The organism is Streptomyces sp. NPDC028289 (assembly GCF_055565975.1).
The window spans coordinates 101,347-127,179 of sequence record NZ_JBVHTI010000005.1 but is presented as its reverse complement, the minus strand read 5'-3'; the positions used below and the strand labels follow the sequence as shown (position 1 = coordinate 127,179).

Annotated in this window: 29 protein-coding genes, 1 tRNA gene and 1 pseudogene; 13 read left to right on the top strand and 18 right to left on the bottom strand. The window is 71.3% G+C overall.

What is annotated here, in order from left to right; genetic code table 11:
* Window positions 1-148 precede the first annotated feature (148 nt).
* Window positions 149-640 (bottom strand): MarR family winged helix-turn-helix transcriptional regulator, encoded by a 492-nt coding sequence (locus tag ACZ4UV_RS25355; RefSeq protein WP_451017327.1) that lies wholly within the window; start codon window positions 638-640, stop codon window positions 149-151.
* Window positions 641-783: 143 nt separating this feature from the next.
* Here ACZ4UV_RS25355 and ACZ4UV_RS25350 point away from each other — a divergent pair, with 143 nt between their 5' ends.
* The 8 genes and pseudogenes from ACZ4UV_RS25350 to ACZ4UV_RS25315 all read left to right on the top strand — a co-directional run bounded on the left by ACZ4UV_RS25350 (window position 784) and on the right by ACZ4UV_RS25315 (window position 9,861).
* A complete protein-coding gene (locus tag ACZ4UV_RS25350; RefSeq protein WP_451017326.1) occupies window positions 784-1,152 on the top strand; it encodes an HGxxPAAW family protein in 369 nt (122 codons plus the stop codon).
* Between the two features lie 72 nt (window positions 1,153-1,224).
* Window positions 1,225-2,097 carry a DUF2797 domain-containing protein gene (locus ACZ4UV_RS25345; RefSeq protein WP_390043714.1) on the top strand — a complete coding sequence of 291 codons (873 nt, stop codon included), beginning with the start codon at window positions 1,225-1,227 and terminating at the stop codon, window positions 2,095-2,097.
* Between the two features lie 265 nt (window positions 2,098-2,362).
* Complete coding sequence (locus ACZ4UV_RS25340) at window positions 2,363-3,103, top strand: response regulator transcription factor (RefSeq protein ID WP_046727718.1); 741 nt, start codon at window positions 2,363-2,365, stop codon at window positions 3,101-3,103.
* The gene (locus ACZ4UV_RS25335; protein ID WP_451017325.1) at window positions 3,100-4,752 is read left to right on the top strand and encodes a HAMP domain-containing sensor histidine kinase; all 1,653 of its coding nucleotides are present in this window, start codon (window positions 3,100-3,102) and stop codon (window positions 4,750-4,752) included. Before ACZ4UV_RS25340 ends, ACZ4UV_RS25335 begins: the two co-directional genes overlap by 4 nt.
* A gap of 14 nt (window positions 4,753-4,766) precedes the next feature.
* The gene (locus tag ACZ4UV_RS25330) at window positions 4,767-6,272 is read left to right on the top strand and encodes a bifunctional glycosyltransferase family 2/GtrA family protein (protein ID WP_467840881.1); all 1,506 of its coding nucleotides are present in this window, start codon (window positions 4,767-4,769) and stop codon (window positions 6,270-6,272) included.
* Entirely contained in the window at window positions 6,269-8,548 is a 2,280-nt protein-coding gene (locus tag ACZ4UV_RS25325; protein ID WP_451017323.1) for a glycosyltransferase family 39 protein, read from the top strand. The genes ACZ4UV_RS25330 and ACZ4UV_RS25325 overlap by 4 nt, the downstream gene beginning before the upstream one ends.
* An 80-nt stretch (window positions 8,549-8,628) precedes the next feature.
* Window positions 8,629-8,998 (top strand): annotated as a pseudogene (locus ACZ4UV_RS25320) (MFS transporter); the annotation flags it as partial.
* Window positions 8,999-9,126: 128 nt separating this feature from the next.
* Window positions 9,127-9,861, top strand: a complete 735-nt coding sequence (locus ACZ4UV_RS25315) for a TetR/AcrR family transcriptional regulator (protein WP_451017322.1) — start codon at window positions 9,127-9,129, stop codon at window positions 9,859-9,861.
* A gap of 128 nt (window positions 9,862-9,989) precedes the next feature.
* Here the strand turns inward: ACZ4UV_RS25315 and ACZ4UV_RS25310 are convergent, their stop codons facing one another.
* Window positions 9,990-10,364 carry a darcynin family protein gene (locus ACZ4UV_RS25310; RefSeq protein WP_451017321.1) on the bottom strand — a complete coding sequence of 125 codons (375 nt, stop codon included), beginning with the start codon at window positions 10,362-10,364 and terminating at the stop codon, window positions 9,990-9,992.
* On the bottom strand, window positions 10,364-11,263 hold the full coding sequence (locus ACZ4UV_RS25305; protein WP_451017320.1) for an NAD(P)H-binding protein: 900 nt from the start codon (window positions 11,261-11,263) through the stop codon (window positions 10,364-10,366). Before ACZ4UV_RS25305 ends, ACZ4UV_RS25310 begins: the two co-directional genes overlap by 1 nt.
* A 104-nt stretch (window positions 11,264-11,367) precedes the next feature.
* Between ACZ4UV_RS25305 and ACZ4UV_RS25300 the strand changes: the two genes are divergently transcribed.
* A complete protein-coding gene (locus ACZ4UV_RS25300) occupies window positions 11,368-12,414 on the top strand; it encodes a LysR family transcriptional regulator (RefSeq protein ID WP_467840875.1) in 1,047 nt (348 codons plus the stop codon).
* On the opposite strand, the gene ACZ4UV_RS25295 is transcribed toward ACZ4UV_RS25300, so the two are convergent.
* The 4 genes from ACZ4UV_RS25295 to ACZ4UV_RS25280 all read right to left on the bottom strand — a co-directional run bounded on the left by ACZ4UV_RS25295 (window position 12,371) and on the right by ACZ4UV_RS25280 (window position 17,008).
* Window positions 12,371-12,844 (bottom strand): PPOX class F420-dependent oxidoreductase, encoded by a 474-nt coding sequence (locus ACZ4UV_RS25295; protein ID WP_093501042.1) that lies wholly within the window; start codon window positions 12,842-12,844, stop codon window positions 12,371-12,373. The genes ACZ4UV_RS25300 and ACZ4UV_RS25295 overlap by 44 nt on opposite strands.
* Window positions 12,845-12,898: 54 nt before the next feature.
* Window positions 12,899-13,720, bottom strand: a complete 822-nt coding sequence (locus tag ACZ4UV_RS25290; RefSeq protein WP_352365856.1) for a YceI family protein — start codon at window positions 13,718-13,720, stop codon at window positions 12,899-12,901.
* Window positions 13,721-13,850: 130 nt separating this feature from the next.
* On the bottom strand, window positions 13,851-16,334 hold the full coding sequence (locus ACZ4UV_RS25285) for an MFS transporter (protein ID WP_467841791.1): 2,484 nt from the start codon (window positions 16,332-16,334) through the stop codon (window positions 13,851-13,853).
* Between the two features lie 95 nt (window positions 16,335-16,429).
* Window positions 16,430-17,008 carry a MarR family winged helix-turn-helix transcriptional regulator gene (locus ACZ4UV_RS25280; RefSeq protein ID WP_451017317.1) on the bottom strand — a complete coding sequence of 193 codons (579 nt, stop codon included), beginning with the start codon at window positions 17,006-17,008 and terminating at the stop codon, window positions 16,430-16,432.
* Between the two features lie 205 nt (window positions 17,009-17,213).
* Between ACZ4UV_RS25280 and ACZ4UV_RS25275 the strand changes: the two genes are divergently transcribed.
* Window positions 17,214-17,417, top strand: a complete 204-nt coding sequence (locus tag ACZ4UV_RS25275) for a hypothetical protein (protein WP_294006520.1) — start codon at window positions 17,214-17,216, stop codon at window positions 17,415-17,417.
* An 87-nt stretch (window positions 17,418-17,504) separates the two neighbouring features.
* On the opposite strand, the gene ACZ4UV_RS25270 is transcribed toward ACZ4UV_RS25275, so the two are convergent.
* Window positions 17,505-17,747 (bottom strand): hypothetical protein, encoded by a 243-nt coding sequence (locus ACZ4UV_RS25270; RefSeq protein WP_351485592.1) that lies wholly within the window; start codon window positions 17,745-17,747, stop codon window positions 17,505-17,507.
* Here ACZ4UV_RS25270 and ACZ4UV_RS25265 point away from each other — a divergent pair.
* Window positions 17,737-18,102 carry a hypothetical protein gene (locus ACZ4UV_RS25265; RefSeq protein ID WP_451017316.1) on the top strand — a complete coding sequence of 122 codons (366 nt, stop codon included), beginning with the start codon at window positions 17,737-17,739 and terminating at the stop codon, window positions 18,100-18,102. The two genes, ACZ4UV_RS25270 and ACZ4UV_RS25265, sit on opposite strands and share 11 nt — an antisense overlap.
* Before the next feature lie 274 nt (window positions 18,103-18,376).
* On the opposite strand, the gene ACZ4UV_RS25260 is transcribed toward ACZ4UV_RS25265, so the two are convergent.
* The 4 genes from ACZ4UV_RS25260 to ACZ4UV_RS25245 all read right to left on the bottom strand — a co-directional run bounded on the left by ACZ4UV_RS25260 (window position 18,377) and on the right by ACZ4UV_RS25245 (window position 21,231).
* Complete coding sequence (locus ACZ4UV_RS25260; protein WP_390043695.1) at window positions 18,377-19,303, bottom strand: RNA polymerase sigma factor SigF; 927 nt, start codon at window positions 19,301-19,303, stop codon at window positions 18,377-18,379.
* Window positions 19,304-19,632: 329 nt separating this feature from the next.
* Window positions 19,633-20,553, bottom strand: coding sequence for an RNA polymerase sigma factor SigF (locus ACZ4UV_RS25255; protein WP_467840869.1), 921 nt, complete (start codon window positions 20,551-20,553; stop codon window positions 19,633-19,635).
* Between the two features lie 190 nt (window positions 20,554-20,743).
* Window positions 20,744-21,037 carry a Dabb family protein gene (locus tag ACZ4UV_RS25250; protein WP_451017314.1) on the bottom strand — a complete coding sequence of 98 codons (294 nt, stop codon included), beginning with the start codon at window positions 21,035-21,037 and terminating at the stop codon, window positions 20,744-20,746.
* Window positions 21,038-21,054: 17 nt separating this feature from the next.
* Window positions 21,055-21,231 (bottom strand): hypothetical protein, encoded by a 177-nt coding sequence (locus ACZ4UV_RS25245; protein ID WP_294006505.1) that lies wholly within the window; start codon window positions 21,229-21,231, stop codon window positions 21,055-21,057.
* A 225-nt stretch (window positions 21,232-21,456) separates the two neighbouring features.
* On the opposite strand from ACZ4UV_RS25245, the gene ACZ4UV_RS25240 reads away from it, so the two are divergent.
* Window positions 21,457-21,660, top strand: coding sequence for a PLDc N-terminal domain-containing protein (locus ACZ4UV_RS25240; protein WP_451017313.1), 204 nt, complete (start codon window positions 21,457-21,459; stop codon window positions 21,658-21,660).
* Between the two features lie 46 nt (window positions 21,661-21,706).
* Here the strand turns inward: ACZ4UV_RS25240 and ACZ4UV_RS25235 are convergent.
* The 4 genes from ACZ4UV_RS25235 to ACZ4UV_RS25220 all read right to left on the bottom strand — a co-directional run bounded on the left by ACZ4UV_RS25235 (window position 21,707) and on the right by ACZ4UV_RS25220 (window position 23,505).
* Window positions 21,707-21,791, bottom strand: a tRNA-Ser gene (locus ACZ4UV_RS25235).
* Between the two features lie 88 nt (window positions 21,792-21,879).
* Window positions 21,880-22,311, bottom strand: a complete 432-nt coding sequence (gene tadA / locus ACZ4UV_RS25230; RefSeq protein WP_451017312.1) for a tRNA adenosine(34) deaminase TadA — start codon at window positions 22,309-22,311, stop codon at window positions 21,880-21,882.
* Window positions 22,312-22,367: 56 nt separating this feature from the next.
* Window positions 22,368-22,895: a tRNA adenosine deaminase-associated protein gene (locus tag ACZ4UV_RS25225; RefSeq protein ID WP_351485584.1), complete on the bottom strand. Its 528-nt coding sequence runs from the start codon at window positions 22,893-22,895 to the stop codon at window positions 22,368-22,370.
* A gap of 403 nt (window positions 22,896-23,298) precedes the next feature.
* A complete protein-coding gene (locus tag ACZ4UV_RS25220; protein WP_390043661.1) occupies window positions 23,299-23,505 on the bottom strand; it encodes a hypothetical protein in 207 nt (68 codons plus the stop codon).
* A gap of 116 nt (window positions 23,506-23,621) precedes the next feature.
* Between ACZ4UV_RS25220 and upp the strand changes: the two genes are divergently transcribed.
* The gene (gene upp, locus ACZ4UV_RS25215; RefSeq protein ID WP_189262743.1) at window positions 23,622-24,257 is read left to right on the top strand and encodes a uracil phosphoribosyltransferase; all 636 of its coding nucleotides are present in this window, start codon (window positions 23,622-23,624) and stop codon (window positions 24,255-24,257) included.
* Between the two features lie 396 nt (window positions 24,258-24,653).
* On the opposite strand, the gene ACZ4UV_RS25210 is transcribed toward upp, so the two are convergent.
* Complete coding sequence (locus ACZ4UV_RS25210; RefSeq protein WP_451022065.1) at window positions 24,654-25,322, bottom strand: LytR C-terminal domain-containing protein; 669 nt, start codon at window positions 25,320-25,322, stop codon at window positions 24,654-24,656.
* A 112-nt stretch (window positions 25,323-25,434) separates the two neighbouring features.
* Entirely contained in the window at window positions 25,435-25,731 is a 297-nt protein-coding gene (locus ACZ4UV_RS25205) for a type II toxin-antitoxin system VapB family antitoxin (protein ID WP_003999914.1), read from the bottom strand.
* Window positions 25,732-25,833 lie beyond the last annotated feature (102 nt).

Sequence of the window (25,833 nt, the reverse complement as noted above, 5' to 3'; positions counted from 1 at the left end):
CGACCGACCTTTCGTCGTCCCTGGTGCCGAATCTCGGGCTTTAACGGACAGGATGACGAACGGCCGGTGTCGGACGAATACTAGGCGCGCTGCAGCGCCCACCTTTTCCCCCGTACAGCCCCAGAATTCCTGCCGGAGCCCGGCTGAATCAGCAGGGCTCCGCCGAGTCGTTCCCGTTGAGCTTCTCCAGGTATTCGTGGGCGAGGGTGGTCGCGCGGGTGAACCAGTCGGTGAGGATGGCGAGTTCGTCGGGGGTGTAGTCGGCGAACAGCTCGGTGAGGCGGGCGTAGTGGCCGGCGTAGACCGCCTCGACGCGGCTGACGGCTTCCGGTACCGCGGCGACGCGGACCCGGCGGCGGTCGTCGGGGTCGGGGCGGCGGGTGACGTAGCCCGCGCGTTCCAGGCGGTTGAGGATGCCCGTCACCGCGCCGGTCGTCACGTGGGCGCGAGCGGCCAGGTCGCCCGCGGTCAGCAGGTCGTCGCCCGCCTCCAGGACGAAGGCGAAGCAGGTGAGGTCCGTGACGTTCACCCCGAGCCGCCGGGCCAGCTCCTGCTGGCCGATCACATGGGCCGCGATGAGGTGGTCCATGGCGGCCAGCGCCAGGGCCGGGTCCGCGGGCGGTCGCGGCTTGCCGTGCATGGTCGTTCCCGTTTCCTTGGAGATCCGAAGATTCCCTTAGCGTGTGAGAGGTATGGGGGGTAAATTTCTCACTCGGTGAGGGATTCTAGTCGCCCTCGCGTCGGACTGGGTGTTTCCGCTGCCTATGAAGGGGAGACGGGTACGTGAGTCAGCACGACGAAGGCCACACGGTGGCAGGGTGGACCGGTACCGCGATCGCGACCGTCGGAAGCGGTCTGCTGGGGCTGGGGGTGTGTACGGTCTCGGCCGCCGCCCTGGTCGCGGGGCTCGCGGTGTGTGCCGTGAGCGTCCTGGTCACCTGGTATCTGCATCTCGCGGGGTGGGGCAAGCCGCCGGGTCCGCGGCCCCGGGCGCAGTGGCCCCTCCGGGTGCGGGACACCGGCGCCCGCGACGGCCACCCCGGATGCGTCTCGTGCCGGCTGGCGGGCCGCGGACGGCGTACCGCGTCGGAGCTCCGGCCGGTGTCCGCCGTCGGTGAGGCGGAGCCGGCGACCGCGGAGGCCGGCGGCTGACCCGGAGGGACCGAGGACCACAACTCGGCCGCCCCGGGCCGTTGTCAGTGCCGCCCTCTACCCTCGCGGGTGATGGCACAGGTGTGGAAATGCTCGGGGCTGCGGTGGTCGGACGACGGACCCGTGCTGAGGTGGAGCGGCGGGCGGCGCAGTCCGCTCACCCGGGGGAAGCGGGTGGCCTTCGGGGTGGCCGAAGGGGGTGTGCGGGAGTGCGTGGGAGCGCGCGGGCACGCCTGTCCGACCCGGGCACCCGTGTCCGGCAGGAGTACCGGTGCCCGGTGCGAGGAGTGTGCGCGGCTGGACCGGGCGCACTCCGTGGCCGCCGACACCGTCGCCGACGATCCCCGGCCGTACCACGTGTATCTGGCGTGGTTCGGGCCCGGCATGGTCAAGGTGGGGATCACGGCGGTCGAGAGGGGGCCGGCCCGGCTGCTGGAGCAGGGGGCCGTGTGCTTCAGCTGGCTGGGCGCCGGGCCCCTGATGGCCGCCCGGCGGGCCGAGGAGCTGTTGCGGGCCGCGCTCCGGGTGCCGGACCGGATCCCGTACGGCGACAAGCGCGTCGTACGCGCCCTGCTGCCGACCGCCCCGGCCGAGCGGGCGGCCGAGGTCGAGGGACTGCACGCGCTTGCTGTCGCGCTCGGCGGCTGGCCCGAGTCGCTCGTCCCCGAGCCGTGCCAAGTCGTCGATCACATGGGGGTGTTCGGACTGGACGGGGTGGCCGCCGCCGTCGGTGAGGTGGCCGAGCTGGTGCCGGGCGGCGTGGTGAGCGGTGAGCTGGTCGCGGCGGCCGGGCCGGATCTGCACCTCGCCACCCGGCGCGGTGTCGTCGTCCTGGACACGCGCTTGCTGCCCGGGTGGGAACTGACTGCCGCCCGGGTCGGAGAGGAAGGCCAACTGCAGGTGCCGGTCCGGGAGTTCGAGGTCCCCCAGGACGGGCTCTTCTGAGCGTCGGCAGTGCCTTGGAAGCCTCGCCGCGCGGAACCCGCCCCGGCTCGGTACGCTCTCATCAACGGCTCATCGGCACCTCATCAACGGTCCGGGACGTGGCCCGGACGTACATGATCCGCACAGCCCGGCACGAGCGCGGTCACGAGTTCATGCACACCTGATGGGATTCCCAGGCGTTCCCTGAGAGGCACCTGTGTGTTTCTTAGGGAAATCACAGATTAGTGAAAGCGTGTTCTCAGAGGACACCGACAAGGTGTCCACCATGACCACGACCTCGCCCCAGGGGCGCACCGAACTGCTGAGGCCGGACGGGAGCCCCGTCCGAGTGCTTGTGGTGGACGACGAGCTGTCGATCACCGAACTCCTTTCCATGGCCCTCCGCTACGAGGGCTGGCAGATCAGGAGTGCGGGCGACGGCCAGGGCGCCATACAGACCGCCCGGGAGTTCCGCCCCGACGCCGTCGTCCTCGACATGATGCTGCCCGACATGGACGGCCTCACCGTGCTGGGGCGCCTGCGGCGCGAACTGCCGGACGTGCCGGTGCTGTTCCTGACCGCGAAGGACGCGGTCGAGGACCGGATCGCGGGTCTCACGGCCGGCGGTGACGACTACGTCACCAAGCCCTTCAGCCTCGAAGAGGTCGTGGCCCGGCTGCGCGGGCTCATCCGCCGCTCCGGTGCGGCCGACCGGCGGTCCGACTCCGTGCTCGTCGTCGGTGACCTCACCCTGGACGAGGACAGCCACGAGGTCTCGCGGGCCGGGGAGGGCATTCACCTCACCGCAACCGAGTTCGAGCTGCTGCGCTTCCTGATGCGCAACCCGCGGCGGGTGCTGAGCAAGGCCCAGATCCTGGACCGCGTGTGGTCGTACGACTTCGGCGGCCAGGCCAACGTGGTCGAGCTCTACATCTCCTACCTGCGACGGAAGATCGACGCCGGCCGGGAGCCGATGATCCACACCCGGCGTGGCGCCGGGTACCTCATCAAGCCCGCCGCCTCATGAGCGGGCGACGACGGCCGCGTACGCAGAAGCGACTAGCGGGAAAACCGCGCACCCTGCGGACCCGGCTCGTCGTCGTGTCCGTGACCCTGATCGCCGTGGTCTGCGCGGTGATCGGGACGGTCACCACCCTCGTTCTGCGGGACCACCTGTACGGGCAGCTGGAAGGCAAGCTGGGCGAGGTCGCGGCGCGTGTGGCGCCTCGTGACTTCGGCGGCCCGCTCGGCAACCGGCTCAAGACCAACGGCACCGGGACCGGATCCGCCACCGGCAGCGCCGGGCCCAATCAGGATCGGAACGCCGACGGCACGACCGACCTCTCCAAGTTCGTGACGGGCCCGCAGCCGGACGGCACCATCGCGGCCACGGTCCAGAACGGCAGCATCACCGACTCCAAGCGGGGCGTGAAGTCCAGCGACGACTTCTCGATGAGTGCCAAGGCGCTCACGGACGCCCAGCTCAAGGTGCTCAACTCCGTCTCCCAGGACCAGAGGATCCACAGCGTGGAGATGCCGGGCCTCGGCACGTACCTCGTCAAGTACGCGACCGACGGCACCACCGGCTACTACGTCGGTATCCCGACCGCCGACGTCGACGGCACCATCAACACCCTGATCATCGTCGAGATCAGCCTCACCGCCTCCGGTCTCATCGCCGCCACCCTGGCCGGCACCGTGATGGTCAACGTCGCCACCCGCCCCCTGCGCCGGGTCGCCGCCACCGCCACCCGGGTCTCCGAGCTTCCGCTGCACACCGGCGAGGTGAACCTGAGCGAGCGGGTGCCGGAGTCCGAGTGCGACCCGCACACCGAGGTCGGTCAGGTCGGCTCCGCGCTGAACCGGATGCTCAACCACGTGCACGGCGCCCTGCACGCCCGCCAGCAGAGCGAGATGCGGGTACGGCAGTTCGTCGCCGACGCCAGTCACGAGCTCAGGACCCCGCTCGCCTCCATCCGCGGCTACGCGGAGCTGACCCGGCGGGGCAGGGAGCAGGTCGGGCCCGACACCCGGCACGCCCTCGGCCGTATCGAGTCCGAGGCCGGGCGGATGACCCTCCTCGTGGAGGACCTGCTGCTGCTCGCCCGGCTGGACGCGGGGCGCCCGCTGCAGTTCGAGCACACCGACCTCATCCCGCTCGTCGTCGACACGATCAGCGACACGCGTGCCGCCGGCATGGACCACAACTGGCGCCTCGACCTGCCCGACGAGCCGGCGCTGGTGGCCGCCGACGCGGCCCGTATCCAGCAGGTGCTGATCAACCTGCTCGGCAACGCGCGCAAGCACACCCCGGCCGGGACCACCGTCACCGCTCGCATCCAGCGCCGCGGTCCGTGGATGTGCGTCGACGTGGAGGACAACGGGCAGGGCATTCCGCCGGATCTGCTGCCGCACGTCTTCGAGCGGTTCGCGCGCGGCGACTCGGCGCGGTCGCGGTCCACGGGATCCACGGGTCTGGGGCTCGCCATCGTGCAGGCGGTGGCGTCCGCGCACGGCGGTGCCGTCACCGTGGACAGTGTTCCCGGCCGCACGGTGTTCACCCTGTATCTGCCCGCGCTGGCCCCGGCGGCTCCCCAGCCGGACCCCGAAACCAACTGGCAATCGCACTCACAGGCACAGCACAGTGCCACCACATGGGTGCAACAGGGCGCTTGACGAGAGTCGATGCCATGCGAACCGACTCTTCTCCCGGCACCCTGCCGGCGCGGGAGCACCTCCCGGCCGGTAACGCCGGTACGCCTGTCCTGGACGTAGTGATCCCCGTCTACAACGAGGAGAAGGACCTCGGCCCATGCGTCCTCAGACTGCATGACCACCTCAAGCGCACGTTCCCGTACGCGTACCGCATCACCATCGCGGACAACGCGTCCACGGACACCACGCCCCAGGTGGCCAAGCAGCTGGAGGCGGAGATCGCCGAGGTCAAGTCGTTCCGGCTGGAGCAGAAGGGCCGCGGCCGTGCGCTGCGGACCGTCTGGTCGGCCTCGGACGCGCCGATCCTCGCGTACATGGACGTGGACCTGTCGACCGACCTGAACGCGCTGCTGCCGCTGGTGGCGCCGCTCATCTCCGGCCACTCCGACCTGGCGATCGGTTCCCGGCTGGCCCGCTCGTCGCGCGTGGTGCGCGGCGCCAAGCGGGAGTTCATCAGCCGCTCCTACAACCTGATCCTGCGCGGCTCGCTGCAGGCCCGCTTCTCGGACGCGCAGTGCGGCTTCAAGGCGATCCGGCGCGATGTCGCGCAGGTGCTGCTGCCGATGGTCGAGGACACCGGCTGGTTCTTCGACACCGAGATGCTGGTGATCGCCGAGCGCGCGGGGCTGCGCATCCACGAGGTGCCCGTCGACTGGGTCGACGACCCGGACTCGACCGTGCACATCGTGAAGACGGCCACCGAGGACCTCAAGGGCGTGTGGCGGGTCGGCAAGGCGCTGGCCACCGGTTCGCTGCCGCTGGACCGCATCACCCGCCCGTTCGGTGACGACCCGCGTGACCGCGACATCCAGGACGTGCCGAAGGGCCTGGCCCAGCAGCTCGTCGGGTTCTGCGTGGTCGGCGGCCTGTCGACCCTCTTCTACCTGGTCCTCTACAGCCTCTTCCGGGAGTTCTCCGGCTCGCAGATCGCCAACGCGCTCGCGCTGCTGGTGTCGGCGGTGGCGAACACGGCCGCCAACCGGCGTCTCACCTTCGGGGTGCGCGGCCGGGGCGGGGCGGTCCGGCACCAGGCGCAGGGCCTGGTCGTCTTCGGTATCGGCCTCGCACTCACCAGTGGCTCCCTCGCCGCCCTGAACGCGGCGAGCAGCGACCCCTCGCACTCCACCGAGCTGGCGGTGCTGATCGCCGCCAACCTCGCGGCGACCGTGCTGCGCTTCCTGCTCTTCCGCGCCTGGGTCTTCCCGGACCGCGACGGCACCGACCGGCAGGAGTCGACGGTGGTGGCTCAGCACAACCCGTCGTCCCCGGCCTACCCGACCGGCGGACACCAGCCGTACCAGCAGCCGTACCGGCCGCAGGGCCCGCTCCCGCAGCGCCCGGCGCACCCGCCGTACGCCCAGAACGGCGCCACGACCACTCAGTTCCGCGCCGGTGAAGCCGCGGACGGCACCTGGAGGGACGCCACCATGCAGTTGCAGCCGGTGCGCCCCCACGACACCGAGCCGGGGGAACCCCGATGAGCACCGACACCGAGCATCCGGCCCAGTGGGGCCCGCCCCCGACCGCGCCCCCCACGGCTCCCCCGCAGCCGCAGCAGGCCCCCGACGTCCCGGTGGCGCCCGCCCCCGGCTCCGGTGAACCGAAGCAGCCCTTCGTACGGAGACTGTGGCGCGGCCGCTCCGAGGACCCCCGCTGGGTGCGCCCGGCCTTCCTCGGCCTGCTGGTCGCCACCGCGGTGCTGTACTTCTACAACCTGAGCGTCAACGGCTACTCCAACTCCTTCTACTCGGCCGCCGTCCAGGCCGGCACCAAGAGCTGGAAGGCGATGTTCTTCGGCTCGCTGGACGCGGGCAACGCGATCACCGTCGACAAGCCCTCGGCGTTCATGTGGCCGATGGAGATCGCGGCCCGGATCTTCGGCCTGAACTCCTGGACGATCCTCGGCCCCGAGGTCCTCATGGGCGTCGGCACGGTCGCGGTCGTCTACGCCTCCGTGCGCCGCCGGTTCAGCCCCGCGGCCGGCCTGATCGCGGGCGCCGTGCTCGCGCTCACCCCCGTCGCGGCGCTGATGTTCCGGTTCAACAACCCGGACGCGATGCTGGCCCTGCTGATGTCCCTGGCCTGCTACTTCGTGGTCCGCGCCGTCGAGGACGGGCGTACCAGGTGGCTGGTGTGGGCGGGCGTGGCGATCGGCTTCGCCTTCCTCGCCAAGACGCTCCAGGCCTTCCTGATCCTGCCGGCGCTGGCGTTCGTGTACGCGGCCGTCGGCCCGCACACGTGGAAGAAGCGGATCGGTCAGCTGGCCCTCGCGACCGGCGCGCTGGTCGTCTCCGGCGGCTGGTGGGTGGCGATCGTCGAGCTGTGGCCGGCCTCCTCCCGCCCCTACATCGGCGGCTCCCAGGACAACAGCTTCCTGTCGCTGACCTTCGGCTACAACGGCCTCGGCCGCATCAGCGGCGACGAGACCGGCAGCGTCGGCGGCGGTGGCGGCGGCACCGGCTCGGGCCGCTGGGGCGCGACCGGCTGGAACCGGATGTTCAACGACGAGATCGGCAGCCAGATCTCCTGGCTGATCCCGGCCGCGCTGATCCTCCTGGTCGCCGGTCTGGTGGCGACCCGCAGGCTGAAGCGGACCTCGGTGACCCGGGCCTCGTTCCTGGTCTGGGGCGGCTCGCTGCTGATGACCATGATCGTGTTCAGCTACATGGCGGGCATCTTCCACCAGTACTACACGGTCGCCCTCGCCCCCTACATCGCCGCCGTGGTCGGCATGGGTGCGGGGCTGCTGTGGGAGAAGCGCGCCGAACTGTGGGCGTCGATCACCCTCGCCGCCGCCGTGGTCTCGGCCGCGGTCTGGGGTTACGTCCTTCTCAACCGCACCGCCACCTACCTGCCCTGGCTGAAGTACCTGGTCCTGATCGGCGGTCTGGCCGCCGCGCTCGGCCTGGTCTTCGCGGGCCGGATCTCGCGGCAGCTCGCCCTCGGCGCGGCCGCGGTGGGCCTGCTGGCGGCGCTCGCGGGTCCGACGGCGTACACCCTGAGCACGGTGAACTCCGCGCACACCGGCTCCATCCCGACGGCCGGTCCCGCCGGTGCCAGCATGATGGGCTTCGGCGGCGGTCCCGGTGGTGGCCGGGGCGGCTTCGGCGGTGGCACGGGCGGTGGCGGCTTCGGCCAGAACCAGCAGGGCGGCAACGGCACCACCCAGGGCCAGGGCCAGAACGGCACCGGCGGCTTCCCGGGCGGCACCGGCACCGGCGGCTTCGGCGGCGGTATGGGCGGTGGCGGCTTCGGCCAGAACCAGCAGGGCGGCAACGGCACCACCCAGGGCCAGGGCCAGAACGGCACCGGCGGCTTCCCGGGCGGCGCCCGGACGGGCGAGGGCGGCACGGGCGGCGGTATGGCCGGTGGCGCAGGTGGCCTGCTGAACGGCGCGACCGTCTCCTCCGAGGCCAAGGCGCTGCTGCAGAAGAACTCCTCCCAGTACACCTGGGTCGCGGCGGCCATCGGCGCCCAGAACGCGGCGAGCTACCAGCTCTCCACCGGCGACGCGGTGATGGCGATCGGCGGCTTCAACGGCACCGACCCGTCCCCGACGCTCGCCCAGTTCAAGAAGTACGTGGCCGAAGGCAAGATCCACTACTTCGTCTCCTCCGGCACCGGCGGCGGCATGATGGGCGGCAGCAGCAGCGGCACGTCCTCGCAGATCTCCTCCTGGGTCGAGCAGAACTTCAAGAAGGTGACGGTGGGTTCGTCCACCTTCTACGACCTCACACAGAAGGCGAGCACCAGCTGACGGACTCCTGAACAGCGGCGCAAGGGCGGTGACCTCCGTGGTCACCGCCCTTTGCCGTGCCCTCGGTGTCATCTGTCTCGCAACTCGTCCTCGGCTCCGGCCCGTTGGAGGCCGGCCTGCGCACGGCACCGCTCGCGCTGACGGTCGTCGCGCTCAACTTCACCGGGCTGTCGGCCAGGTGGGCGACGCGGCTGGAGACGCCGGTGGCGATCGCCCTGGGGCTGCTGCTGATCGGTGCGGGGTGCGCGCTCGCCAACCCGGCGATGGCGCACGCCGTCATGAGCGCGATTCCTCCGGAGAAGGCCGGCGTGGGGGCCGGGATCAACGGCACGCCGGCGGAGTTCGGGAACGGGTTGGGGGCGGGGCAGTTGGTGGGGGGCGGCCGCGGTGGTCGCCGGGGGGTTCGTGGCTGCGGGGCTTCTCAGGAGGGCCGAGAAGAATGTCGCCTGAGGGGGAGGGGGTACATGTCCATCGGCGAGTGCGGGCTCGTCGTGGCTGGTCGCGCAGTTCCCCGCGCCCCTTTCAGGGGCGCCGGAGTTCTAGCATCTTGAGAAGGAACGTGGAGGAGGGTGTCGCTTATGGCGCGGGCCAGTGTGTGGCTGGAGGAGAAGGCCGGCAAGGGCGGGCGCAGTGGGCAGCCGTCCGGGCTCGACCGGGCCAGGATCACCTCCGTCACCGTCCGGCTCCTCGATGCCGACGGGCTCGACAAGTTCTCCATGCGGCGGCTGGCGGCCGAGCTCAACGTGACCGCGATGTCCGTGTACTGGTACGTCGACACCAAGGACGACCTGCTCGAACTCGCCCTGGACGCGGCCTTCGGCGAGCTGAACCTGCCCGATGCGGCCGCCGGCGACTGGCGGGAGCAACTGCGGGCCCTGGCCACGGGGTACCGCGCCCTGCTGGTCCGCCACCCCTGGCTCTCCCCGCTGGCCGGCCGCTACCTCAACATCGGCCCGCACTCGCTCGCCTTCTCCCGGGTGGTCCAGGAGGTGGTCCGCCGCGCCGGCCTGCCCGCCCACGGCGTGACCGGCGCGATCTCGGCCGTCTTCCAGTTCGTCTACGGCTACGGCACGATCGAGGGCCACTTCGCCGAGCGCGTGGCAGCGGCCGGCATGACCCAGGACGAGTACTTCCACACCGCGATGCACGCGGTCACCGAGGCCCCGGCGACAGCGGGGATCATCGAGGAGTCCAGGGACCTCATGGCGGCGAGGGGCGGCGACACCGTCGCCGAGATGCTGGACCGGGACTTCACGTTCGCGCTGGATCTGCTGATCGCCGGCATCGAGGCGATGGTGGCGAAGGGCGCCTGAGCGGTTCCAGCGACCCGTCAGGGGCGCGCGGCCGTATCCGATGTGCGGCTACCGCCGCGCGGGCGCGACCAGCCACGACGGCGCCGCAGCCGGACCCACGGCGTACCGAGGCACTTCCGGCGGAGCGCTCAGGCGGACGTCGGCCGGATGGTGGCGACGGCGTCGAGCCCGTAGGTGCGCGCGTAGCCGTTCTCGGTGCCGACGAGAAGGTCGACGACCTCGAAGTAGCGGTCCCAGAACGGGGTCTCGCGCAGGGCGTCGACGAGGCGCTGGTAGGCGCGGTGGTCCTCGGCTTCCCACACCCAGACGTCGGTGACGCGCGCGGAGTAGAACTCCGTGTCGTAGAAGCGGGACCGGACTCCGGCGGTCCTGGCCTCGATGGCCGGCAGCACCCGGGTGGTGAAGGCGTCCACGCGCTCCTGGACGGTCAGGGCGAGCCATTCGGGTGTGGTCTTGACCAGCATGAACGCCGTGACCGGCGGTTCGGTCGGGTCGGCGGGCATCAGGATGCCTCCAGGACGGCGGGCTTGAGGGTCTGGGCGCACCACTGCTCGAAGCCGGTGGGCGAGGCGGTGTCCGCGGTGCGGGCGACGCCGGCGTCGAGGCCCGCGTCCTTGGCCCGCTTCATGTCGACGATGCCCTGGACGAACGCCTCGTCGAGGCCGAGACCGACGAGGGTGGTGAACAGCTCGTCGAGCGGCCGGCGTTCGTAGCGGACGGGGCGGCCGAGCTGTTCGGTCATGATGCGGGCCAGGTCGTCGGGGGACAGGTCCTGCGGGCCGAGCACCGGGACGCTGCCGGTGCCGGTCCACGAGCGGTTCAGCAGCAGGCCGGCAGCGGTGGCCGCGATGTCGGCGACAGCGACCATGGGGGCCTTGCGGCCGGCGTCGACCGAGTCGGTGAAGACGCCCTGCTCGCGGATCGAGTCGGCTTCCTCCAGGAGGTTCTCGAAGAAGGACGGGCAGGCCAGTGCACGGTAGGCGACGCCGGTGCCGGCGATGAGGTCGTCCATGGCCAGGGAGGCGGTGACGAGGCCGGCCCGGTCGGCGAGCGGGGTGCCGCGGCCGAGCGCGGAGACGCCGACGACGTGGCCGACGCCGTGGGCGGTGAGCGCCTTGACGGCGGGGAGGGTGAAAGCGCTGTACGCGTCGTACGGGGTCAGGGAGGCGTCCGGGGGGACGAGCCAGAAGACGGCGTCCGCACCCTCGAAGGCCCGGTCGAGGACCCCGGCTTCCCCGTGCGATCCGGTGACCACCTCGACGCGGCCGCGCGCCGCGTCCGGAAGCCGGGCGGGATCGCGCACGATCACGCGCAGTTCCCCGCCCGCGGCGGGAGCGGACTCCAGGAGCCGGGAGAGCAGGTGACGGCCGATGTTCCCGGTGGGAGCAGTGATGACGATCATCAGAACCTCTCAGGTCGTACTGGTCCGGTACGCCCCTCATCCTGCGGAGGACCTCCGTGCTGCCACAATGGGAACTTCGGTACGGAATCATTGCTCGGAATGGAATGATGCTGGTGAACAGCCCGGATCCGGTCATCGACGCCAATCTCGCCGTCGCGCTGGACGCTTTGCTGGCCGAGCAGAGCGTGACCCGTGCCGCCGCACGGCTGCACACCTCGCCCGCCGCCATGAGCCGCACCCTCGCCCGGCTGCGCCGCGTCCTCCAGGACCCCCTCCTGGTCCGGGCCGGGCAGGCCATGGTTCCCACGCCACGCGCCCAGGCCCTGCGCGAGGAGGCGGCCACGGTGGTCCGCAGCCTCGGCGTGCTGCTCAGCCCCGGCGCGAGCGTCGACCCCGCCGGCCTGCGCAGCACCTTCACCCTCCAGGCCGCGGACCTGGTCGGCGCGGCGCTGGCCCCCGGGCTGCTGGAACTGGCCGGGCGGGAGGCGCCGGGGGTCTCGTTCCGGATCCGGGCCGAAGAACTGGAGGCCGGACCCGCGCTGCGCGACGGCCGGATCGACCTGGAGATCGGATCCATCGACCATGTGGACCCCGAGACCCGGGTCGAAGAACTGGTCAACCTCCGCATGGTCGCGGCCGTCCGGTCCGGCCATCCCCTCACCGAAGGTCCGCTGACCCCGGCCCGGCTCGCCGCCGCCGACCACGTCGCGGTCAGCCGCCGCGGCCGGTTCACCGGCCCCCTCGACACCGCCCTCGCCGAGCTGGACCTCCACCGCCGGGTCAGCGTCGTCCTCCCCGGCCACCTGGCCGCGATGACCCTCGCCGCCCGCAGCGACCTCGTCTGCCTCGTACCCGCCGCACCCCCCGGCGCGGCCCCCTCACCCCTCACCCGCGACGCGGGCGCCCTCGGACTGCGCCTCCTCGACATCCCGCTGCCGCTGCCACCCCTGACCATCGGGATGGCCTGGCACCCCCGGCACACGGTCGACGGCGCCCACCGCTGGCTCCGCGACGCCGTCCGCCGGACGCTCTGCGCGCCGACAGCAGCTGCCGGGAACACCGCGGCGGACGCCGTCGACCCCGAAGGCCGGCGCCCGGCCGACCCCGCTACGCGTCCGGCGAAGCCAACCGCGCCGGGAAGCCACCGGTAGCCACCGGTCCCCACTTCTCCGGGGTCACCCGGATGATCGACTTCCCCTGCTTCACCATCGCCGCCCGGTACTCGTCCCAGTCCGGGTGCTCCCCGGCGATGTTCCGGTAGTACTCCACCAGCGGCTCCACCGACTCGGGGGAGTCGATCACCTCGGCCCGTCCGTCCACCTGCACCCACGGCCCGTTCCAGTCGTCGCTCAGGACGAGCAGGCTCACCCGCTCGTCCCGCTTCGCGTTCCGTGTCTTGGCCCGCTCGGGGTACGTGGAGACGACGATGCGCCCGGAGTCGTCGACCCCGCAGGTCAGCGGCGACCCCTGCGGGCTGCCGTCGGCGCGCCGGGTGAGCAGGATCGCGCGGTGGCGGGGCCGTACGAAGTCCAGCAGTTCGTCGAGGGAGACGGTGGTGTTCGTCGCGATGTTCGGTGCCATGGCGCCAGCCTAGGGGCGTGGGGCGCGCTCAGCCTGTCCCTGCCGAGGGCATGTTCACGCCTGCGGCAGCGACTCGCCCTGGACCGCCTGGATCTCCAGCTCGATCTTGAGGGTCGTGCCGATGGCGGCGATGCCCGCCTGGACGACCTGGTTGTAGTTCATGGCGAAGTCCTCGCGGTGCAGCTCGGTCGTCGCGCGGAAGGCGGCGCGGGTGCCGCCCCACGGGTCGGCGCCGGTGCCGAGGTAGGCGAGGGCGAGGTCGACCGGTCGTACGACACCGTGCAGGGAGAGCTCGCCGTGTACCGTCCAGCGGTCGGAACCGGCCGCCGTCAGGCCCGTCGAGGTGTAGGTGATCTCGGGGTGGCGTTCGACGTCGAGGAAGTCGGCGGAGCGCAGGTGGGTGTCGCGCATGCCGTTGCCGGTGTCGATGGAGGCGGCGCGGATGACCGCCTGGACACGGGACTTGGTGACGTCGTCGGGGGCGATCTCGATCCCCGCGCTGAAGTCCGTGAAGCGGCCCCGGACGCTGGAGATGCCCAGGTGCTGGGCGACCGCGCCCACGGTGGAGTGCGCCGGGTCCACCGTCCACGGGCCCGGCGGGGGCAGCTCGGTGCCGCCCTGCCGCGCCAGCGTCACCGTACCGATCTCGGCGCGGCCGCTCGCGGTGACGATGGCGCTGGAGGCGGCCGGGGCGTAGCCCAGCGCCGTGACGATGACGGTGTACGCCCCCGGCGCGAGCGGGTTCGGGTCGCGCACCGTGCCCTCGTCGTCGGCCTCGGCGCGCAGCACCTGGCTGCCGGTCATGTCGGTCACCGTGACGACCGCGTGCGACACGGCCCATCCGTCCCGGGTACGGATCCTCGCGGTCAGTCCCATCCCGTTTCTCCCTGCGAACACTCGAACAGTCATCTGGTCAGACAGTCAAACGATTACAAATTGGCCTTATGGGACCGGCCCGCGGCGGGCGCCTCCTTGTGGGCGCGCCCGCCACGGGCCGGAGTGCGAACTACTCGCCCGGGTGGGAGAGTTCGATGTCGTGGCCGTCGACACCGGCACCGGTGACGTTCAGCGCGGTGGCGACCGGCGGGTAGCCCGTCGCGATCACGGTGTAGTCACCGCCGTCCAGGTCGGCGAAGGCGTACGCGCCGTCCAGGCCGGTGGTGGACGTGCCGACCACGTTGCCCGCCGCGTCCACGAGGGTCACGCGGGCGTCGGCCAGCGGACCGTGCGGGGCCCGTACGACACCCTGGAGCTGGGCGCCGGCGTCCAGGTCGACCTCGATCCGGGTGACCCCGGTGCCGCCGATCTCGACCGGCACGGCGCGGGGCCGGTACCCGGCCGCGTTCACCGCGACCGTGACGACACCCGGCACCAGCTCGCCGAAGCGGAAGTCGCCCTGCTCACCGGTGGCCGCGGTGGCCAGCAGGTCGCCGCGCACGTCGGTCACGATGACCATCGCGTCCTTGACCGGGAGCGCGCTCCCGGCGCCGCGGACGACGCCGCTCAGGCCGCTGGTACCGCTCAGCAGGAGGTCGTAGGGCAGCGGCTCCTCGCCCACCACGACCGTGGCGGCCTGCGGCTGGTAGCCGTCGGCGGAGGCGATCAGCACGTACGAGCCCGCACCGGGCGCGTCCAGCCGGTAGGAACCGTCGAGGCCCGCGACCGAGCGGCCCAGCTGGCGGCCGGACAGCGAGATCAGGGTGACCGCTGCCTGCGCGACCGGCGCGCTCTCGGCACCGCGCACGAAGCCGTGCACCGGGGTACCGCCGAAGCCCGCCGACTGCTCGGGACCGGCGATGGTGGCCACGGCGGCGAACTGCCGGGTGGCCTCCGGCGCGGCCGCGGCCTCCGGGGTGCTGCTCACGACCGGGGCGGCCCAGCTGGGGACCTGCTGCTCCTCGACCGGAGCGGCGACGGCAGCCGCGACGGCGGCCGGCACGGTCTCCGGGCTGCCCGCGTTCTCCGCCTCGGCGGCCTGGGCGAGCCCGCCCTTGGTCTTCAGCGGGACCTCCTTGATGAACAGGCTGATCAGGAACGCGAGGGCCGCGAGGCAGGCGGCGATCAGGAAGACGTCGGCGATGGCGTGACCGTACGCGCTCTCCATGAGGGTACGCAGCGGGGCGGGCAGCTTGCCGAGGTCCGGGAGGCTGTCGTCGGACGAGCTGGAACCGGCCAGGGCGACCTGGTACTTGTGCGGGAGGGCGGCGGCGCCCTCGGTCACGTAGTGCGTGATCCGGCGGGCCATCACCGCGCCGAGGGCGGAGACGCCCACAGCACCGCCCAGCGAGCGGAAGAAGGTGACCGTGGAGCTGGCCGAGCCGAGGTCGCTCGGGGCGACCTGGTTCTGGGTGCAGAGCACCAGGTTCTGCATCATCATGCCGATGCCGAGACCCAGCAGCGCCATGAAGATCGACATCTTCCAGTACGCCGTGTCGTAGCGGATGGTGCCGAGCAGGCCGAGGCCGGCCGTCACGAGGACGCCACCGCTGACCAGCCAGGCCTTCCAGCGGCCGGTACGGGTGATGAACTGGCCGGAGACGGTCGAGGAGACGAACAGACCACCGATCATCGGGATCGTCATCACACCGGACATCGTCGGGGACTTGTCGCGGGCCAGCTGGAAGTACTGGCTGAAGAACACCGTGCCGGTGAACATCGCGACACCGACGAACAGGGAGGCCAGCGAGGCCAGGGTGATGGTGCGGTTCTTGAACAGCCGCAGCGGGATGATCGGCTCCTTGGCCTTCGACTCGACGAGCACGAAGATCAGACCGAGGACGATCGAGCCGCCGATCATCGTGTACGTCTGCCACGAGATCCAGTCGTACTTGTCACCGGCGAAGGTGACCCAGACCAGCAGCAGCGAGACGGCGGCGGCGACGAAGAACGCGCCGGCCCAGTCGACCTTGACGTCCCGCTTCACGACGGGCAGGTGCAGGGTCTTCTGCAGCACGATCAGCGCGAGGACGGCGAAGGGGACGCCGACGTAGAAGCACCAGCGCCAGCCCAGCCACGAGGTGTCGGTGATGACACCGCCGAGCAGCGGGCCGCCGACGGTGGCGACGGCGAAGGTCGCACCGAGGTAGCCGGAGTAACGGCCGCGCTCGCGCGGCGAGATCATCGCGGCCATGACGATCTGGGCGAGGGCGGACAGACCGCCGACGCCGACGCCCTGGACGACACGGCAGGCGATCAGCATGCCGGCGTTCTGCGACAGACCGGCCGCCGCGGAGCCCAGTACGTAGATGACCAGGGCTATCTGGACGAGCGCCTTCTTGCTGTACAGGTCGGCGAGCTTGCCCCACAGCGGGGTGGTCGCGGTCATGGCCAGCAGCGAGGCGGTGACGACCCAGGTGTAGGCGGACTGGCCGCCGCCGAGGTCGGTGATGATGTGCGGCAGGGCGTTGGTGACGATCGTGGACGACAGGATCGCCACGAACATGCCGAGCAGCAGACCGGAGATGGCCTCCATGATCTGCCGGTGCGTCATCGGGGTCTGCTCGACGGAGCCTCCCCCGTGCGGCTTGGCGTGAGCCCGCACACCGGCTGGTGTGGTCGTTGCCATGGGCTTCCTTCTCTTACGTCTTATGCGGGTGTACGGGTGGTCGTCGGTTCGAGTACGGGCGTGGGGGCGCGGGCGGCGGATGCGACCGTGACCTTGGCCTCGGCCGGGGGCTTCGCGGCGCCCGGGGCCGGTGCGGTGACGGCGGGCGGCCGCGGGTGCGGGGCCGCGGCCCGGCAGTCGCCGAAGCTGTCCCGGAGCCGGGTCATCAGCCGGATCAGCTGGTCGACCTCCTCGTCGCTCCAGTCGCCCAGCCGTTCGGCGAGCAGCTCGGTGCTGCGCCGGGACAGCTCCACGAGGGTCGCCTCGCCCGCGGGGGTGAGGTGCAGGATGCGGGAGCGCTTGTCCGCCGGGTCGGGGGAGCGCTCGATCCAGCCGCGCTCGGCGACGTGCGCCACGTGCCGGCTGGTCACGGACATGTCCACGGCGAGCAGCTCGGCGAGCTTGCTCATGCGCATGGAGCCGTGGCGGCCGAGCAGCGTCAGTACCGCCGCCGAGCCGGTCGGGCACTCGGGCGGCAGGATGCGGCCCAGGTCCCGCTTCACGGCTCCGACCGCGCTGAGCTGACGCGCCAGCTCCTCGAACTGCGCCTGCTCCGCCATCCCGCACACCTCCTCACGACCGTATTCGTTGCTTGGGGCAACCATAGAACTGCTTGGTTGCCACAGGCAAATAAATCGGCGAGGGCGTGCATAAAAACTTGGCAAAGACAAGTATTGCGAACGTAAACACGCAGGTGGGGCGAGTCGGATGCACGGGAGGCCCCCCACTTGGGCCGGGCACCCGGATTCGCTAGTGTCTCGGGCCATGGCTAACACCCAGGGCCCCCAGGGCAACTACGACCCCGCCGGCAGCACCCAGATGTTCCGCGCGTTCGTCGACGAGGCCCCGCAGACTCCTCAGCAGACGGCGACCACCTACTCCTCCTCCGGCCCCCGCCTCGGCCTGATCCTCGGCGTCGTCGCCGCGGTGGTCGTGGTGGCGGCGGTGGCCTGGCTCGCGTTCATGTAGGACGGCTGCCGCGGCAGCCGGTACGGCGGTCACGCCGGCGTACGACGAAGAGAACCCGGGGTCGCGTGCCCCGGGCTTTCGTCGTGCTCAGCGCCAGTCGACGGTCACGACCCGGGTCTCGACGTGCATGCCGAGCGGCACCCGCCAGTCGTCCACGCAGACCGTCCAGGTCCCGGCCTTGCGGGAGCCGGGCGCGACCGGGGCCGGCACGGGCTCCGTCGACGTGACCGTCGACCAGTCGATGCCCAGCAGGTCGATGATGTGCGTGCCGAGGGTGACCGTGCCGGAACGGACCGCCGTGCCACCGGAGTTGGCGAAGGTGACCGTCACCTTCTCGCACCACCGCTTGTCCGTGGCCGCGCGGGTGGGGGCGCTCCAGGTGAGGGCGGCGGGCGAGGGCGCAGGGGTGGCCGAAGAGGTGCCGGGCCGCGGTGAGTTGGGCGCCGTCGGACCGCTTCGTGGTGGCTGGGCGCCGGTGCGGTGGGAAGAGGAGCCGGGGGAACTCGTCGTGAGGGACGGCGAGATGGGCGTCGTGGTCGTGGGCGGCGTGGGCGGCGCCGGCTCGCTCACCGGAGCCGTCGGTCCGTCCGCTCCCTTCGCCCCGTCCAGCGGGACCAGCGTCACCGACCCCGTCGGCCGTGCCGACGCGCTCGGTGCGCCGCCTGCCGCACCCACCGCCGTATAGCCGCCGTTGCCGCCGCCTCCGCACGCTGTGAGTGCCGAGACCAGGCAGGCGACGGCCGCCGAGGCCGCCGTGACGGCGCCCCACCGGCTGCCGAGTGCCCCGCGTGGACACGTCGGACCGGCCACCGGCGCCGCGGGAGCATCGGCCCCACGGCCACTCGGCGTCCTGCTGCTCGACGTCCTGCGGATCTGCTTCCTACGGATCTGTGTCCTGCGGAGAGGCATCGCGCCAGTGTGGCTGACACTCCGTCAGTAAGGAAGCCGTAGGTGCGACCTCAGTCCGAGATCAGGCCCTCGCGGAGCTGGGCCAGGGTGCGGGTCAGCAGGCGGGAGACGTGCATCTGGGAGATGCCGACCTCCTCGCCGATCTGGGACTGGGTCATGTTCGCGAAGAAGCGGAGCATGATGATCCGGCGCTCGCGCGGCGGGAGCTTGGCGAGGAGCGGCTTGAGCGACTCGCGGTACTCCACGCCCTCAAGGGCCGTGTCCTCGTAGCCGAGGCGGTCGGCCAGGGAGCCCTCGCCGCCGTCGTCCTCGGGGGCCGGGGAGTCCAGGGAGGAGGCGGTGTACGCGTTGCCGACGGCGAGGCCGTCGACCACGTCCTCCTCGGAGACGCCCAGGACGGCCGCCAGCTCCGTCACCGTCGGCGAGCGGTCCAGCTTCTGGGAGAGCTCGTCGCTGGCCTTGGTGAGGGCCAGGCGCAACTCCTGGAGGCGGCGCGGGACGCGGACCGACCAGGAGGTGTCGCGGAAGAACCGCTTGATCTCGCCGACGACGGTCGGCATCGCGAACGTGGGGAACTCCACGCCCCGTTCGCAGTCGAAGCGGTCGATCGCCTTGATCAGGCCGATGGTGCCGACCTGGACGATGTCCTCCATCGGCTCGTTGCGGCTGCGGAAGCGGGCCGCCGCGTAGCGCACGAGGGGGAGGTTGAGTTCGATCAGGGTGTCCCGGACGTAGGCACGCTCGGGGCTGTCCTCTTCGAGTGCGGCAAGGCGCAGGAACAGGGAGCGGGACAGGGTGCGGGTGTCGAGGCTCTCGGAGACGGCCGGAAGCTCCTGGGCCGGCGGAGCCTCCAGCGCCGGGGCGCCGTCGATGGCGCCATCGATGCTGTCGAGCACGTCGATGGCGTCGAGCTCCTTGGGCGCTGCCTCGCTGTTCGTGGGCGTGAGCACCTTCGAGCTGCCCTGGTCTGCGGACATGCCACCCCCTTTGGGTCGCGGGACGGTCGCGGCGGCGTTCCCTGCTAGGAACGATGCCTTCACCTGAATACCGGAGCCGGGGCCCCGGCAAACGCGCTTCCCGCAGAATGTCACATGTCGGCAACACGCTGTAGTGACATGTCGACATGCGAGATGTGAATCCGCCCTGGAAGAAGGGGGTCTGACGCTTTTTCGACCCTCAACTGTCGGGAAGTGCGCTGGTGGGCGATTCGCTCTCGGCGGTGATGGCTCGATCCTGTTTGCGGTTACGGTCTCACCAAGTCGCCCGGAGCGGGTCTCGGACCGGTAACGGGCCCGTGGGGTGGCCCCTAGGCCTCGATGCGGTTGGCCGAGCGCAGGCGCTGGAAGCTGCGGGCCAGGAGGCGGGAGACGTGCATCTGGGAGACGCCGAGCTCCGCGCTGATCTGGGACTGGGTGAGGTTGCTGTAGTAGCGCAGCAGGAGGATCCGCTGTTCCCGCTCGGGGAGTTGGACGAGCAGGTGGCGGACCAGGTCGCGGTGTTCCACGCCGTCCAGGGCCGGGTCCTCGTAACCGATGCGGTCGAGGAGGCCCGGCAGTCCGTCGCCCTCCTGCGCGGCCTCCAGGGAGGTGGCGTGGTACGACCGGCCGGCCTCGATGCAGGAGAGCACCTCCTCCTCGCTGATCCGCAGCCGTTCGGCGATCTCGGCGGTGGAGGGGGAGCGGCCGAAGGCGGTGGTCAGGTCCTCGGTGGCGCTGTTGACCTGGACCCACAGCTCGTGCAGCCGGCGCGGTACGTGCACGGTGCGGACGTTGTCCCGGAAGTAGCGCTTGATCTCGCCCACGACGGTCGGCATCGCGAAGGTCGGGAACTGCACGCCCCGGTCCGGGTCGAAGCGGTCGATGGCGTTGATGAGCCCGATGGTGCCGACCTGGACGACGTCCTCCATCGGCTCGTTGCGGGAGCGGAAGCGGGCGGCCGCGTAGCGCACGAGCGGGAGGTTCGCCTCGATGAGCGCTGCGCGCACGCGGTTGTGCTCCGGCGTGCCCGGCTTGAGCTCCTTGAGCTGACCGAAGAGCACCTGGGTCAGCGCCCGGGTGTCGGCGCCCCGCCGCTTCTCCGGGGCGGGGGCGGCGGCTTGGGCTGGGGCGGCGGGGGTCTGGGGGAGGGCCTGGGCTGGGGTCTGGGCGGGGGTCTGGGCTGGGGTCTGAGCGGGGGTCTGGGCTGGGGCGGGCGCCTCTTCCTGGGGCGGCGCAGAACTGGCCGACACGGTCAACGCCACCTCTTCATCGGTCAATCATCCGTCAAAAGCGGTCATAGCATCACAAGACATGTGCACTGTGTGCAAGCACCTGGTAACGTCGTGTTGGGTATTAATACGGGCAAGTTGAGGCGTAAGGCGCAGTAAAGCCCCCCGCCGTCGCGGCGAGGGGCTCGGGATCCGGAAGCCGCCGTACGGCTCAGAACTCGTAGTCGGCGATCACCCAGGTGCCGAACTCCCGCCACTGCGCCGCGGCCGCCTGGTGGGCCGGGTGCTCCAGGTACCGCTTCAGCGCGTCCCCGTCCTCGACGGCGGAGTTGATCGCGAAGTCGTACGCGACCGGGCGGTCGGTGATGTTCCAGCCGCACTCCCAGAAGTGCAGCCCGTCGATCTGGTCGCCGAGGGCGGAGAAGGCCCGGGCGCCCGCGACGACGCGCGGATCGTCGCGCCCGACGCCCTCGTTGAGCTTGAAGAGGACCAGGTGGCGGATCATGGGTACTCCAGGTGCGTCTACTTCGCCCCGTTGGCCAGCCAGGTGAAGAAGTCACCGACGGCCTTCGCGGCGTCCGATATGCCCTGAAAGACTATCTGGACCCAGTCTGCCGCCCTGGGCGGGTCGGTGATGATCACGTAGAGCGCGAAGATCACGAGTACGTAGACGGCGATCTTCTTGGCGTTCACCGCCACCTGGCCTCTCCCCTGTCACGTCCCCCGGGTACCCCCGGTTGCCGGGCGCGAGTGTAACCCTCCGATCGTTTTGTATGACCAACGGCGCGATGGGTGCCGGATTTTTTTCTCCGAATCTCCGAACCGTGGACCGATCGCGTGAACCGATCGCGGGGGTCGCTCCGATGAAGGGCCGAGGCAACGGAAGCGAACCCGGGCCAACCGGAGTCGAGAGGGAGAGCGCAGATGCTGACCACCGCGATGGCCTTCGGGCTCGTCACCCTGCTGATCGTGCTCGTCGTGGCGGCGCTGCTGGACTGCGTCCGCACGCCGCGGGAGCGGGTCAGGTTCGTCCCGAAGTGGCTCTGGCTGCTGTTCCTGCTCCACGCCCCGGTCTTCGGGGCCCTCGTGTGGAACTACGCGGGCAAGCGCCCCGAGCCCCTGGCATAACCGAAGGAAGGGCGGCTCCGATACGGAGCCGCCCTTCCTTCGACAGCGGTAGCGGAGGGATTTGAACCCTCGGTGACTTGCGCCACACTCGCTTTCGAGGCGAGCTCCTTCGGCCGCTCGGACACGCTACCGAGGGAGACCCTACAGCACGGGGGGCCGTGCTCTGAAATCGGTATTCGGCGGCCGGGGAAGGCGTCGGCGGGCGCGTCGGCTCGTGTGTCAGCGGGTGCGGAAGAAGTCCGTGAGGAGGCGGGCGGATTCGTCCGCCAGGACGCCCTCGACGACCTCGGGGCGGTGGTTCAGCCGCCGGTCGCGGACGACGTCCCAGAGGGACCCCGCGGCGCCGGCCTTCTCGTCGCGGGCGCCGTAGACGACCCGGTCCACCCGGGACTGGACCAGGGCGCCGGCGCACATCGTGCAGGGCTCCAGCGTGACGACCAGGGTGCAGCCGGTGAGGCGCCACTCCCCGAGCGACGCGGCGGCCCGGCGCAGGGCGAGGACCTCGGCGTGCGCGGTGGGGTCGCCGGTGGCCTCGCGTTCGTTGTGCCCGGCCGCGAGGACCGTCGTACCGTCCGGTGACAGCACGACGGCGCCGACGGGGACGTCCCCGCCCCGGACGGCCCGGCCGGCCTCGTCCAGGGCGAGCCGCATCGCGGCCCGCCAGCGGTCGCGTACCGGGTCGGGGGACCCGGGTGCCTCGTGGAAGGTCAGCGGACGGTCTCCAGGACGTCGGAGGCGCCCAGGGCCTCGGCGATCTCGCCGAGCGCGTCCTCGTCCAGGGACAGCAGTTCCTTCGCGCTCACGCCCAGGTCGTCCAGGATCGCGGCGTCGCCGACCGGGCCGGCCGGCACGGCGGAACCGTCCGCGTCGTCGTCCTCCTCGGCGTCCGGCTCACCGTCCTCGGTGCCGTCGAGGTCGAGGGCGTCCAGGTCGTCGGCGTCGTCCTTGGGCTCCCTTCCGAGCAGTTCGTCGGTGAGCAGGAGCTCGCCGTACGAGCTGCGGGCGGCGGCGGCTGCGTTGGAGACGAAGACCCGGGGGTCCTCCTCGCCGTCCACGCGCACGACGCCGAACCAAGCGTCTTCCTGCTCGATGAAGACGAGCACCGTGTCGTCGGCGTCCGGCGCCGATTCCCGGGCCAGGTCGGCCAGGTCCGACAGGGTCTCCACATCGTCGAGCTCTGTGTCGCTCGCTTCCCACCCGTCTTCGGTGCGCGCGAGCAGTGCGGCGAAGTACACCGTGACTCTCCCACTGGTCTTAGGCGTGCCGGTTGGGGGTCCCCCCGGCGGAGGTTCTGGACGGGGAGAGCTGTGCTCCGAGCCCCGCCCACTCGGAATCGTGGCAGAAACAAGGCGTTCAGGGGACGTCTTCGGCTCCCTGTGTCTGGCAGTTTTGATCGCACGTATGCAAAGAGCCATCCATGCGTCCGTGAACGCAGTCACCAGCGCACTCGTTGCCGCCACCTGCGGATCGTACGCGGGTTTTCCCGCGCCCCACGCACGGCCTTCCCCATGACGGACCGCAACGCGCCACAAGGAGTGGATCTTTGCCGAAGGATCGGCTTTACGACTCTTGCCGAGTCCTGCCGACTCCTGGCGAGTCCTGCGGACTCCTGCCGATCTCGTGGACTCCTGGCGATTCCTACCAGCGGAACGTCCGCATGCGCATCGCGTGCCGCAGCCGGGCCGCCTTGGCGCGGCGGGGCTGGACGCGGTCGCGCAGCGCCCGCGCCTCGGCGAGCTCGCGCAGGAACCGGGCCCGGCGGCGCCGCCGCTCGGCCTCCGTCTCGCCCTCGGGCGCGCCGTACGCGCGGTCCGGCCGCTCGGGCGGCTCAGGAAGCTCGGGCACGGTCGCATCACCCCCAGTCCGACACCTCCACTTTCCCCCGGATGGGGGGTTTGATGCCCACGTGGGGCTGCGCGGGCCTGCGCGAGGTGTGCGGGGGCGCGGTTACTGTTGTGGACATGCGTCTCCACGTCGTCGACCACCCCCTGGTCGCCCACAAGCTCACCACGCTGCGCGACCAGCGCACCGACTCCGCGACGTTCCGGCGGCTCGCCGACGAACTGGTCACCCTGCTCGCCTACGAGGCGACGCGGGACGTGCGGACCGAGGCCGTCGACATCCAGACCCCGGTGGCCGCCACGACCGGCGTCAAGCTCGCCCGGCCGCGCCCGCTGGTGGTGCCGATCCTGCGGGCCGGGCTCGGCATGCTGGACGGCATGGTCCGGCTGCTGCCGACCGCCGAGGTGGGCTTCCTGGGCATGATCCGCAACGAGGAGACGCTGCAGGCGTCCACGTACGCCTCGCGGATGCCGGAGGACCTCTCCGGGCGCCAGGTGTACGTCCTGGACCCGATGCTGGCGACGGGCGGCACGCTGGTCGCGGCGATCCGCGAGCTCATTCGGCGTGGCGCGGACGACGTGACGGCGGTCGTGCTGCTCGCTGCGCCCGAGGGCGTCGAGCTCATGGAGCGGGAGCTGGCGGGCACGCCGGTCACGGTCGTGACGGCGGCGGTGGACGACCACCTCAACGAGCACGGGTACATCGTGCCGGGGCTGGGGGACGCCGGGGACCGGCTGTACGGGGCGGCCGAGTAGCGGGCGGTTCGCCCTGGCGGGCGTAGCTTCGGCGCTGCAGGGGTGCGCGGGTGCGTCGGCGGCTGCGGGTTCGTCGTGGCTGGTCGCGCAGTTCCCCGCGCCCCTTCGGGGCGCTTGCCTGGTCCTGCCTCTTTGAGTGCCGCGAGCCCTGGCGGGGCGTTCGCGTGGGTGCCGCAGGGGTGCGGGTGTGTCGGCGGCTGCGGGTTCGTTGCGGCTGGTCGCGCAGTTCCCCGCGCCCCTTCGGGGCGCTTGCCTGGTCCTGCCTCTTTGAGTGCCGCGAGCCCTGGCGGGGCGTTCGCGTGGGTGCCGCAGGGGTGCGGGTGTGTCGGCGGCTGCGGGTTCGTCGTGGCTGGTCGCGCAGTTCCCCGCGCCCCTTCGGGGCGCTTGCCGCTGGTCTCAGCAGCTCTTCTTTGAAGTCGAGGCTGTCGGGGTGGGGTTCGACAGGGCTGTGATGGCCTTTGCGGCTGTTGTCTGGGGGGTGAGGGTTTTGAAGGCGTTGCCGATGATCAGGTCGACGGCGGTGCCCTTGCGGCCCGCTTCCGTGCGCTGGTCGGCTGCCGTCACCTGCGTGGCGAGGACCGGGAGCGAGGTCTTCAGGGCCGTGGGCGGGCCGAGCAGTATCGCCGTGCCCTTGACCTTCTGGTCGAACTTCGCCGGCGCGTTGCCGACGTCGCCGATCTTGAAGCCGCGCTTCTTCAGTTCGTCCGCGGTGTCCTTGGCCAGGCCGGTGCGGGTCGTGGCGTTGTAGACGTTCACCGTGATCTGGGCCGGCTTCGGCAGCGCCGCGGCCGACGTACCGGCCGACGCGCCGGCCGCGGGGCTGGCGCTGGCGGCGGCCTGCTTGACGCAGTCTCCCGCTGAGCCGGCCGCCGAGGCCGTCCCGCCGCCGCCCGTGAAGACGTCGATGAGCTGCAGGGTGCCCCAGCCGACCAGGCCGAGCGCGGTGACGGAGGCGACCACGGAGAGGACGAGCCGGGCACGCCGTCGGCGCGGGCGCATGCGAGGGTATTTGTCCCCTGTGATCCGGTACTGGCCGCCCATGCCGGGGGGAGTCAGCATGCTCATGTGCGCAGCGTAGTGCGCCACGGGTGCGTTGACTAATAGATGATCATCCGATGGTGCGCGGTCCAACCCGAAAGGGCCAACCGGCGGCAAATGCCCGGTGGCTGGCGGGTGATCAGTCGAGTTCGAGCACGCGTGCGTGCAGCACCTGGCGCTGCTGGAGGGCGGCGCGGACCGCGCGGTGCAGCCCGTCCTCCAGGTACAGGTCGCCCTGCCACTTCACGACGTGCGCGAAGAGGTCGCCGTAGAACGTCGAGTCCTCGGCGAGGAGGGTCTCCAGGTCGAGCTGCCCCTTGGTCGTCACGAGCTGATCGAGGCGGACCGGGCGCGGTGCGACGTCCGCCCACTGCCGGGTGCTCTCCCGGCCGTGGTCGGGGTACGGCCGGCCGTTTCCGATGCGCTTGAAGATCACACGGAAAGCCTACCGGTCCAGACGTTCCGGGCGCAGCCATGGCGACCGAGTGCGACGCTGGAAAAGACACCGTAAAGGTCATCAACTGGGCTAAAAGGGAAC